The sequence below is a fragment of the Candidatus Deferrimicrobiaceae bacterium genome (assembly GCA_035256765.1).
Lineage (GTDB): Bacteria > Desulfobacterota > Deferrimicrobia > Deferrimicrobiales > Deferrimicrobiaceae > CSP1-8.
On the sequence record DATEXR010000271.1, the window covers coordinates 18,882 to 29,515 of the forward strand.

Here is a 10,634-nt window from a genome sequence, read left to right on the forward strand (position 1 = left end):
AGCCATGCGGTGTGAACGCGCATTCTGCCGTGTTCCGGGTTCCTCCCATCCCCCCGCTCCCGGTGCGCATTTCGTTTGCCGTTCCGGGGGGAAAGCGTGAAACGGACCGTCCCCGTGGGCTCCTCCTCCGTCACGGTCCGTGACGTCTGGGAAGCGCTCGATGCCGATTTCCCGTTCGCCCACCGGGCCGACTGGGACAACGTGGGGATCCTTCTGGGGGACCCGGCGGCGCGGGCGAGAAGGGTGGTGATCGCGCTGGACGCCACGCCGGCGGCCGTGGCGGCGTGCAGACGCCACAGGGCCGATCTTCTCGTCACGCACCACCCGGTGATCCATTCCCCGCTGAAGTCGATCCGGGTCGACCAGGCCGCCTCCGCGCCCGTATACGAGCTTATCCGGATGGGGGTGGCGGTCATCTCCGCCCACACGAATGCCGACGTCGCGCCGGGAGGGGTGTCCCACGCCCTCGCGCGCAGGATCGGCCTGCGCGGCATCCGTCCGCTCATCCCGGGTGAGCCGTCCGACGCGTGCAAGGTCGCGGTCTTCGTCCCTCCCGACCGCGCCGATGCGGTCCTTACCGCCCTGGCGAAGGCGGGCGGCGGCCGGATCGGGGCCTACACCCGGTGCTCGTTCCGGGTTGCCGGGACGGGGACATTTCTTCCCGCGAAGGGGGCGAAGCCGTTCCTGGGAAGACCCGGAAGCGAGGAGAGGGCGGAGGAGGTCCGCCTGGAATCGGTCGTGGCGGGGAGCCTCCTGCAGGAGGTCCTGCGGGTGGTTCGGGACGCCCACCCGTACGAGGAGCCGGCGATCGACGTCTACCCGCTCAAGGGCGGGGCGCTCGGGGGGGGGATCGGAGCCGTGGGGGACAGGGAGCGGGAGGCCCCCCTCGAAGTGGTCCTCGAAGAGGTATACCGGGCCTTGCGGACATCGTGGATCAAGCTGGCGGGGCCGCGGAAGAGGCGTGTCCGCAGGATCGCGGTGGTGGGCGGGAGCGGTTCGGAGTTCGCGGGCGCGGCAAGGGCGGCGGGGGCCGACCTGTTCCTCACGGCGGACATCAAGTACCACCAGGCGCTCGAGGCGGCCGTCGGCGACATGGCGGTCGCGGATATCGGGCACGGATCGGGGGAGAAGTGGATCCTCCCGGAATTCCGTCGGGTGATCGCCGGGCGGTTCGGCAGAAGGATGGCCGTCCGTGTGGTCATGGAGAACGAGCCATTGCGGCCGTTTCGGCCGAAGCAGACAGGAGGGATGAGGCGTTGATGAAGAACGTGAAGATCCTGCTCGACCTGCAGGAGATCATGAGCCGGTCATGGATCGTGGAACGGGAGAAGCAGAGAGTCCCGCTCGAGGTGGCGGACCTCAAGAGCCTTTTCGAGGAAAGGGAAGCGAAATTCCTCGCCACCCAGCAGGAGTTCGAGCAACTCCAGAAGGAGAAGAGGGGGAAGGAACGGGAGATCGAGGAGGAGCGGGACAAAGTCGAGAGAGCCAAGGCGAAGCTGATGTCGATCAAGACGAACAAGGAATACTACGCCATGCTCAAGGAGATCGAGGCGACGAAGCGGTCCAATACCACCCGCGAGGACGAACTCCTCTCGATCCTTTCGCGATACGAGGAGGTGGAGAAGCGCCTCGCGGAGTTTTCGGGGGAGGTGAAGGAGCTGGGCGCCCGCTACCGGGAGCGCATGGTGGACATCGAGGCGAGAATGGCGAAGTTCGACCGGGACATCTCCCAGCTCCAGGCGAAGAAGAAGGAAGTCGCGATGGGCCTCGACGCGGGGCTTGCCCGGCGGTTCGAGATGATCTTCGACCGGCGCGACGGGATCGCCATCGTGCCCGCGAGGAACCAGTCGTGTACGGGATGCCACATGAACATCTCCCCGCAGCTTTTCAATCTCCTCCAGCGGGACGACAGGATCTACTCCTGCCCCAACTGCAACCGGATCATCTACTTCGAGGGAGACGCGGCGGAGCAGGCCAGCGGATGAGGGGCAAGCCGGTCACCGTCCGGACCGACGGCGCCAGTCGGGGGAACCCCGGGCCGTCCGGGATCGGCGTCGTGCTCGAGGTGGAAGGAGCATCCCTCCGGATCGAACGGTTCGAGTACATCGGGGAGGCCACCAACAACGTGGCCGAATACCGCGCCCTCCTGCTGGCGCTTGCGGAAGCCGAAAAGATTTCCCCTTCTTCCCTGACGATCCTGTCCGACTCGGAATTGATCGTCCGGCAGCTTGCCGGCGAATATCGCGTCAAATCGGATCTCCTGCGGCCGCTGTACCGGGAGGCCTGCCGTCGTTTGCGCGGATTCCCCGGAGTGCGTATACTGCACGTAGAGCGCGGGGAAAACCAGGACGCCGATCGGCTGGCGAACCGCGCGATCGACGATCATTTCCAGAAGGCTTGAGGAGGCCAGTCGGCCGCCGGCTCCCCGAAGCCCTTGGCTTTGGGGGGCGGGAGGAAAGTCCGGGCTCCGCAGGGCAGGGTGCCGGGTAATCCCCGGTGGGGGCGACCCCGAGGACAGTGCCACAGAAAAGACACCGCCTTCCGGCCGGAAAGGCCGGGCGGCAAGGGTGAAATGGTGAGGTAAGAGCTCACCGCGCGCCGGGCGACCGTCGCGGCATGGCAAACCCCACCCGGAGCAAGACCGAATAGGAGGGCAACCCCGCGGGACAACCGCGGGGGAAGGGCGGCCCGCCCGGAGCCCTCGGGTCAAGGTCGCTGGAGGCGGGCGGAAACGTCCGTCGTAGAGAAATGGCCGTCACGCGGCGACAAACGCCGCGCACAGAACCCGGCTTACGGCCTCCTCAAGCTTTTTCCCTGCCAAACCGGAATTTTTCCCCCCGGTAAAACGATTTTTTGCTTTTTTTCCCCCTGCCTGGCATTTCCATAAAAATGCTTGACACCACAGGAATGAATTATAGAATGGCCGCTAGTGGGGAATTGTGGGGAAAGGTGGGTTAGGCGGCCAATATGATCTTCCGCGGACGTTTCGAATATACCATCGATCCCAAGGGAAGGGTGAACATCCCTGCCCGCTTCCGCGAGCAACTCTCCGAGACAGGCACGGAATCCGTCGTGGTGACCAACTTCGAGAACTGCATCTACGCCTATCCAACGGTGGAATGGGACAGGATCGAGGAGAAACTCGCCGCCAAGGTGTCCAGCGTACACCGGAAAAAAAACGCCTTCGTGCGGTTCTTCGTCGGCGGAGCCGTCGAGGTCATGCCCGACAAACAGGGCCGGATCCTGATCCCTCCCTCGCTTCGCTCCTACGCAAAACTCGATCGGGAGGTTGTCATCATCGGGATGCCGAACCGGTTCGAGATCTGGGACCGCCAGAGATGGGATGCGGAAATCAGCCGGTTCGAGAAGGAAGGATTCGAGGATCCCGAGCTGGCCCGGGAGATTGACTCCCTGGGGATCTAAGGGGTGGCGAACGGCCACGTCCCCGTTCTTTTACAGGAGATTCTGGGACTGCTGATCCCCGCCTCCGGCGAGGTGTTCCTCGACGGGACGGTGGGCGCGGGCGGGCACGCGGAAGAGATCGCGGCGGCGGTAGGACCGGCCGGCCTGCTCGTCTGCGGCGACTCCGACCCCGCGATGCTTGCAACGGCGTCGGAGCGCCTCCGCCGGTTTCCCTGGGTCCGGATGGTTCATTCCGACTACTCCGACCTCGAGACGCTCCGGGAGGCGGCGGGCGGGAGGATGTTCGACGGGATGCTGCTCGATCTGGGGCTCTCTTCCGTGCAGCTTTCCGATCCCTCCCGGGGGTTCTCGTTCCGCGAGGACGGCCCTCTGGACATGCGGCGCGACCCCGGGGCGGGGGGAGTCGACGCGCGGGAGATCCTAAAGGCGTCGAGCGAGCGGAATCTGGCGGACCTCTTTTTCCGTTTCGGGGAAGAGAGGTTTTCGCGGCGGATCGCGCGGGCGATCGTTGCGCGGAGGCGGAATGAACCGATCGAACGCACCACCCGGCTTGCCGAGCTGGTCCAATCGGCCATCCCCCGGAAGGCGTGGCCGCGGTCGATCCACCCCGCCACCCGGGTGTTCCAGGCGCTCCGGATCGCCGTGAACCGGGAGCTCGATTCGCTCGCCGCCTTTCTCGACCGTTTCGCATCGCATCTGGCCCCGGGGGGAAGGGTGGCGGTGATCAGTTTTCATTCGCTGGAGGATCGGTTGGTGAAGGTCGCATTTCGAACGATGGCGACGGGAAGCACGGCTTCCCTGTGCCTGCTCACGCGCAAGCCGGTGACCCCCGGAACGAGGGAAATCGCCGAAAACCCAAGGGCCGCAAGCGCAAAGATGCGAGCGGCGAAGAGGAAACGCACAGGAGGGAAAGGATGAGAAGAATACTGGTCGGAAACACCCTCGGGATGATCACCGAGATCCGGCGGGAGGCTCCCGTGTTCCCGGTGGGCCCCCGGAGACGCGGGATCATGATGCTGGCCATTCTGTTTCTCGCCGTGGCCCTGTTCAGCGTCTGGCTGTCGGGGAAGTACTACCGGGTCGGCTACGCGGTGTCGGCCGCCCTCGAAGAGAAGCAGGCCCTCCAGAAGGAACAGGCGCTCCTGAAGACGGAGATCCTGACGCTGCGCAGCCCCGCGCGCATCGAGGCGATCGCCCGGGGTCAGCTCGGCCTGGTGGATCCGAAGACGGAAAAGATCATCCGGGTGAAATGAACCCCCGCGCCCGGATCATTCTCGGTGTCCTGGCGGGGGTCTATTTTCTCATTGTCTTCCGGGCGTTCCATATCCAGGTGTTCGGCGTCAAGGGAATCCGCGATCGGGGGGCCAGGCAGTACAGCGTAAAGATCCCGCTCCTCCCGAAGCGGGGGGTGATCCTCGACAGGACCGGGAACGAGTTTGCCGTATCCCTTTCCACGAAGTCGATCTTCGTCCAGCCGTCCAAGCTTCCGTCGCCGGATGTCGCCGCGAACCTGCTCGCCCGCCGCCTTGCCCGCCCCGCCGCCGAACTGAGGAAGGAGTTCGCGTCGGACAGGAATTTCCTCTGGGTGAAGCGGCAGATGCCTTCCTCGATGGCCGAGGAGATCGTCCGGGAGGTCCGGGAAGCCGTCGCCCGGGGAAAGGGCGCAGCGGGAGCGGACGGCATCGGCACGGTCGAGGAGCCGAAACGCTTCTACCCGAACCGCGAACTCGCCTCGTCGGTCATCGGGTTCACCGATGTGGACAGCGCCGGGATCGAGGGGATCGAACTGTCGTTCGACAAATACCTGCGGGGAGAAAGCGCCTATCTCGTGGGCGAGCGGGATGCCCGGGGGCGCGTCATCGTCCCGGCGGACGCGCCGATCGAGGTGAATTCGCAGGGGCACTCCGTGACTCTCACGATCGACCGGAACATCCAGCATGTGGCCCAGACCGAGCTCATGGAGGCGGTGAAGAAGTACCGGGCGCGCGGGGGGATGTCCCTCGTCATGCAGCCCAAGACGGGGGAGATCCTCGCGATGGCGAGTCTGCCCACCTTCAACCCGAACAGCCTCTCCGCGGCCCTGCCGGAGGCGAGGAAGAACCGGGTGATCACCGACTGCATCGAGCCGGGGTCCACCTTCAAGGTGTTCACGATGGCCTCCGCGCTGGAGCTGGGTGCGATCGACATCCGCGAACGGATCTTCTGCGAGAACGGGAAGTACCGGTACGCCGGGCGGACGATCCACGACACCCACAAATATGGCTTGCTCACCGTCCCCGAGGTGATCAAATTCTCGAGCAATATCGGGATGATCAAGGTCAGCGAGAAGATGGCCCCCGAGCGGTTCCACGACATGATCCAGGCCTTCGGGTTCGGGACGAGGACGGGGGTGGAACTGAACGGGGAATCGGGCGGCCTGCTTTCTCCCCGGGAGAAGTTCAGCCGGATCCGCCGCGCCACCGTCTCCTTCGGGCAGGGGATCGCCGTGACGCCCCTCCAGCTCGCCTCCGCGATGGCTTCCGTCGTGAACGGCGGGAAGATCATGAAGCCGTACATCGTGAAGGAGATCACGGATCCGCAGGGGAGGATGGTCTACCGCGGAGAGCCGAAGGAACTCCGCAGGGTGATCTCCCCGAAAACGTCGGCGCAGATGCGGGAAATCCTGGGGAAAGTGGTCCAGGAGGATGGAACCGGCACCCAGGCCCGGATCAAGGGCTTTCTCGTCGGCGGGAAAACGGGGACGGCGCAGAAGGTCGAGACGGGGACCGGCCGGTACTCCTCGGACAAGAGGATCGCCTCCTTCGTCGGATTCCTCCCCCTGCAGGACCCCGAGCTTCTCATCCTCGTCGTCATCGACGAACCGAAGGGCGAGGTGTACGGGGGCGTGGTCGCGGCCCCCGCCTTCAACCAGATCGCGGTAAAGACGGCCTACTACCTGGGGATCATGCCCACGGAGCAGGCCGGGGGAGACGTGGCCAAGGCGATCCGGGAGGAGACGAAACCGGCGGGCGTCGGGATGACCCGCGTGGCCATGGGCTCCGGAGGGGGTGCGCTCGTCATGCCGGACCTCCGGGGATTGAGCATGGGAAGGGTGGTCGATCTCATGGGGCGGTACTCGGTGAGGATGCAGATGGCGGGTTCCGGATTGGCCCGGGCCCAGTCCCCCGCCCCCGGGGCGGTTCTGGTCCCCGGGATGGAAGTCAACGTGAACTTCGGGACCGAGTCAGGCAGAAGATGAGATTGGCGAATGTCCTCGCGGGGATCACACCGGTTGAGAATTCTCTCGGATCGCTCGAGATAGGCGGCATTTCCATCGACTCCCGCATGACCCGCCCCGGGGACCTGTTCGTTGCCCTCCCCGGCCATCATGCGGACGGCCATTCCTTTCTCGCCGCGGCGGTTCGGGCGGGCGCGGCGACCGCCCTCGTGGAACAGGAGGTTTCTCACCCCCCGCTGCCCTGCGTGCGGGTCGCGTCGACGTCGGCGGCCCTCCCCGTCGTGGCGGTCCGCTTTTTCGGCGATCCGTCGGCAGCGCTCACGGTGATCGGCGTGACGGGGACCAACGGGAAGACGACCGTCACCTACCTTCTCGAATCGATCCTCGATGCCGCGGGGAAAAAGACGGCCGTGATCGGGTCGATCAATTACCGCCTGGCCGGGAAGGTTCTCCGGTCGGGGCTGACCACGCCCTTTCCCCACGAGCTCCAGGAGGTGATGGCGGGGGCGCTGTCCGGGGGGGCAAGCCACCTCGTGATGGAAGTGTCGTCTCACAGCACGGCGCAGGGAAGGATCGAGGGGGTGCGGTTCGACGCGGGGCTGTTCACGAATCTGTCGCACGACCACCTCGACTTCCACGGGGACATGGAGTCGTACTTCCATGCCAAGGCCCGGTTTTTCCGCTATTTTCTCCCGGCGGGGGGGAAGATGGGGGGAATGGCGTTCAACACGGACGACCCGTACGGGGCGAGGCTGGCGCGGGAGTTTCCGGCCGCCCTGACCTTCGGCTTTTCCCGGGAGCGGGCGGTGTATCCCCTCTCGGTGGAGATGGGATGGGAGGGGACCTCCCTCTCCCTTTCCACCCCCGTGGGGCCTCTCGATCTCCGGGCGAGGATCATCGGAGACTACAACGCATCGAACATCATGGCAGCCGTCTGCGGGGCGATTCTGCTCGGCGTCCCTCCCGGGGCGATCCGCGAAGGGGTGGAGAAACTGCCGGCGATCCCCGGGAGGATCGAGACGATTCCCAACGACCGCGGCCTCCACGTGTTCGTGGATTACGCCCACACTCCCGACGGCCTCGACCGCCTTCTCACCGCCCTCGGGGGGCTTGCCGAGGCCAGGCTGATCACCGTTTTCGGTTGCGGAGGGGACCGGGACCGGGCGAAACGGCCCCGGATGGGAAGGATTGCGGCACTTCGGTCCCACGTGGTGATCGTCACCTCCGACAACCCCCGGAGCGAGGACCCCGGGGCGATCCTTGCGGGCATCGTTCCGGGAATCGTCGCGGAAGGGTTTCTCCAGGCCCGGGGGCCCGTCTCATGGGAAGAGGGATATTTCGAGGTTATCCCGGACAGAAAATCGGCCATCGCGCGGGCGCTCGCCATCGCCCGGAGGGGGGACACGGTCGCGATCGCCGGGAAAGGACACGAGAATGTTCAGCTCATCGGGGACCGGCGCCTGCCGTTTGACGACAGGGAAACGGTCAAAACGATCCTGGCCGGTGGGGAGTAGGTTGACGCTTGGGGAGGTGATCGGGGTCCTGCACCCGCTGCGGGGCGGAGGGCAGATTTCCACCCGGGATCCCATCGGTCCCGTGACCACCGACAGCAGGGAAGTTACGCCCGGGGGCGTCTTCGTCGCTCTCCCCGGCGAGCGGGTCGACGGCGCCGACTTCGTGGAGGAGGCGATCCGAAAGGGGGCGCGGGCGGCGATCGTGTCGGAGGAGGGTGCGCGCAAGGTCCCCAGCGAGGTTCTCGCCGGAAAGCCGGTGTTCGTCGTTCGCAACCCCGTCGAGGCGCTGGGGGATCTGGCCAGAGCGCATCGGGAGCGGTTCCGTCACATTCCCCTCGTGGGGATCTCGGGAAGCTCCGGAAAGACATCCACCAAGGAATTGCTCGCGGCGCTGCTTTCCCGGAGCAAAGAGGTCCTGAAAAATCCCGGGAATCGCAACAACCTGATCGGATTGCCGCTCGCATTGCTCACGCTCTCCGGGGATCACGACGTCGCGGTGCTGGAGATGGCGACGAACCAGCCCGGGGAGATCGCCCGGCTTGCGTCGATCGCCGCTCCCGACGTGGCGGTCCTCACCAACATCGCGCCCGCCCACCTGAAGGGGCTCGGAAGCCTCGAGGGGGTGGCCCGGGAGAAGGGGGATCTGTACCGGTCCCTGCCCGAATCGGGGACGGCGGTGGTGAATGCGACGGACCTGCGGGTGATGCGGGAGGCCGGGCGCTGCCGGGCAGCGAAGATCCACTACGGCGTCGCGCTCAACGAAATCTCGGGGCGGGTGGTGTTCATGGACGACGAGGGGATGCGGATCGCGGTCCGGACCCCTTCCGGGGAGTTCGCCTCCTCCCTCCGCCTCACGGGCGAGCACAACCTCATGAACGCGTTGGCCGCCGTTGCCGCCGCGTACGCCCTGGGCTTGCGCCCGGCGGATATGGAGGAGGGGTTCCGTTCCGTGGCGCCCGGCCGCGGGAGATTCCGCCCCGTCCCCCTGCGGGGAGGGGGGCTGCTCCTGGACGACACCTACAACGCGAACCCCGCCTCCGTGGAGGCGGCCCTGCGGAACCTGGTGGCTCTCCGGCGGGGGCGGCGATGCATCGTGGTCCTGGCGGACATGCTCGAACTGGGAGAGGCGTCCGGCTCCTCCCATTTCCGGATCGGGCATATGGTGGGGGGGATCAAGCCGGACCTCCTGTTCACCCACGGAACCGAGGCGGCGGCGATCGCCGGCGGCGCGAGGGAGGGCGGGCTGGACCCCGGCCGGATCATGCACGTCGGGGAACGGGATGCGCTGCGCGGGGCGGTGACGGCCGCGTTGCGGGAAGGGGACGTCATCCTGGTCAAAGGATCCCGGGGGATGCGGCTCGAGGAGATCGCCGAAGCCGTGGAAAAGGAGTGGGCCTAGTTCGATGCTGTACCATCTTCTCTTCCCGCTGCACGTGGACTATTCGTTTTTCAACGTGTTCCGGTACATCACGTTCCGCACGATCTACGCCGCGATCACGGCGCTGCTTCTGTGCTTCGTCCTCGGGCCGTGGCTCATCCGCGAGCTCGGCTCCCACCAGATCGGGCAGATTATCCGGAGGGACGGGCCGGAGAGGCACCTGGCGAAGGAAGGGACGCCGACGATGGGGGGGCTCCTGATCGTCTTGGCCGTCGTGATCCCGACCCTGCTCTGGGCGAACCTCTCGAACCCCTACATTTGGATCGCGGTATTTGTGACCGTCGGGTACGGGACGATCGGCTTCCTCGACGACTACAAGAAAGTCATCCGGAAGGATGCGAAGGGCCTGAGCGCGAAGGCCAAATTCACCAGCCAGATCCTCCTCGCCGGGATCGCGGCGACGCTGATCTACATGGACATCGGGATCCAGGACAAGGTGAGCATTCCCTTCTTCAAGAAGATCAACCCGAGACTGGGGATCTTCTACATTCCGTTCATCATCCTCGTGATCGTGGGGGCGTCGAACGCCGTCAACCTCACCGACGGTCTCGACGGGCTTGCCGTCGGGCCCTCCATCATCGCCGCCGGGACCTACATGCTGTTCGCCTATCTCACCGGGCACGTGAAGATCGCGAACTACCTGCAGATCCCGTATGTGCCGGGGGCGGGGGAGCTCACCATCTTCTGCGGCGCCATGGCCGGGGCGGGCATCGGGTTTCTCTGGTTCAACACCTATCCCGCCCAGGTGTTCATGGGGGACACCGGCTCGCTGTCCCTGGGCGCCGCGCTGGGCGTCGTAGCCGTGATGGTGAAGCAGGAGATCGTCCTGGTCCTGGTGGGGGGGGTGTTCGTGATGGAAGCCCTCTCGGTGATCTTCCAGGTCTTCTCCTACAAGACCACCCGGAAGCGGATCTTCCGGATGGCGCCGGTGCATCACCATTTCGAACTGAAGGGGTGGGCGGAGCCCAAGATCATCGTCCGGTTCTGGATCATATCGATCATCCTGGCGCTGCTGGCCATCAGCACGCTCAAGATCCGGTGA

The 10,634-nt window shown here is 65.7% G+C and carries 10 protein-coding genes and 1 other RNA gene; all 11 read left to right on the top strand.

What is annotated here, in order from left to right:
• Positions 1 to 96 precede the first annotated feature (96 nt).
• On the top strand, positions 97 to 1,260 hold the full coding sequence (locus VJ307_09215; GenBank protein HJX74321.1) for a Nif3-like dinuclear metal center hexameric protein: 1,164 nt from the start codon (positions 97 to 99) through the stop codon (positions 1,258 to 1,260).
• On the top strand, positions 1,260 to 1,985 hold the full coding sequence (locus VJ307_09220) for a C4-type zinc ribbon domain-containing protein (GenBank protein HJX74322.1): 726 nt from the start codon (positions 1,260 to 1,262) through the stop codon (positions 1,983 to 1,985). The genes VJ307_09215 and VJ307_09220 overlap by 1 nt, the downstream gene beginning before the upstream one ends.
• Positions 1,982 to 2,401, top strand: a complete 420-nt coding sequence (locus tag VJ307_09225) for a ribonuclease HI family protein (protein HJX74323.1) — start codon at positions 1,982 to 1,984, stop codon at positions 2,399 to 2,401. The genes VJ307_09220 and VJ307_09225 overlap by 4 nt, the downstream gene beginning before the upstream one ends.
• Positions 2,399 to 2,808: RNase P RNA component class A (gene rnpB, locus VJ307_09230), an RNA gene on the top strand. The genes VJ307_09225 and rnpB overlap by 3 nt, the downstream gene beginning before the upstream one ends.
• A gap of 159 nt (positions 2,809 to 2,967) precedes the next feature.
• Positions 2,968 to 3,423, top strand: a complete 456-nt coding sequence (gene mraZ, locus VJ307_09235) for a division/cell wall cluster transcriptional repressor MraZ (protein ID HJX74324.1) — start codon at positions 2,968 to 2,970, stop codon at positions 3,421 to 3,423.
• Positions 3,424 to 3,426: 3 nt separating this feature from the next.
• Entirely contained in the window at positions 3,427 to 4,341 is a 915-nt protein-coding gene (gene rsmH, locus VJ307_09240) for a 16S rRNA (cytosine(1402)-N(4))-methyltransferase RsmH (GenBank protein ID HJX74325.1), read from the top strand.
• The gene (locus VJ307_09245; protein HJX74326.1) at positions 4,338 to 4,676 is read left to right on the top strand and encodes a cell division protein FtsL; all 339 of its coding nucleotides are present in this window, start codon (positions 4,338 to 4,340) and stop codon (positions 4,674 to 4,676) included. Before rsmH ends, VJ307_09245 begins: the two co-directional genes overlap by 4 nt.
• A complete protein-coding gene (locus VJ307_09250; protein ID HJX74327.1) occupies positions 4,673 to 6,661 on the top strand; it encodes a penicillin-binding protein in 1,989 nt (662 codons plus the stop codon). Before VJ307_09245 ends, VJ307_09250 begins: the two co-directional genes overlap by 4 nt.
• Positions 6,662 to 6,663: 2 nt before the next feature.
• On the top strand, positions 6,664 to 8,154 hold the full coding sequence (locus tag VJ307_09255) for a UDP-N-acetylmuramoyl-L-alanyl-D-glutamate--2,6-diaminopimelate ligase (GenBank protein HJX74328.1): 1,491 nt from the start codon (positions 6,664 to 6,666) through the stop codon (positions 8,152 to 8,154).
• Position 8,155: 1 nt separating this feature from the next.
• Positions 8,156 to 9,553 carry a UDP-N-acetylmuramoyl-tripeptide--D-alanyl-D-alanine ligase gene (gene murF, locus VJ307_09260; GenBank protein ID HJX74329.1) on the top strand — a complete coding sequence of 466 codons (1,398 nt, stop codon included), beginning with the start codon at positions 8,156 to 8,158 and terminating at the stop codon, positions 9,551 to 9,553.
• Between the two features lie 4 nt (positions 9,554 to 9,557).
• Positions 9,558 to 10,634: a phospho-N-acetylmuramoyl-pentapeptide-transferase gene (mraY, locus tag VJ307_09265; GenBank protein ID HJX74330.1), complete on the top strand. Its 1,077-nt coding sequence runs from the start codon at positions 9,558 to 9,560 to the stop codon at positions 10,632 to 10,634.

Bases quoted from the DNA above. Each gene is read 5' to 3' on its own strand.
- VJ307_09220 (HJX74322.1), top strand. From the start codon at position 1,260: ATGAAGAACGTGAAGATCCTGCTCGACCTGCAGGAGATCATGAGCCGG.
- VJ307_09225 (HJX74323.1), top strand. From the start codon at position 1,982: ATGAGGGGCAAGCCGGTCACCGTCCGGACCGACGGCGCCAGTCGGGGG.
- mraZ (HJX74324.1), top strand. From the start codon at position 2,968: ATGATCTTCCGCGGACGTTTCGAATATACCATCGATCCCAAGGGAAGG.
- VJ307_09245 (HJX74326.1), top strand. From the start codon at position 4,338: ATGAGAAGAATACTGGTCGGAAACACCCTCGGGATGATCACCGAGATC.
- VJ307_09250 (HJX74327.1), top strand. From the start codon at position 4,673: ATGAACCCCCGCGCCCGGATCATTCTCGGTGTCCTGGCGGGGGTCTAT.
- mraY (HJX74330.1), top strand. From the start codon at position 9,558: ATGCTGTACCATCTTCTCTTCCCGCTGCACGTGGACTATTCGTTTTTC.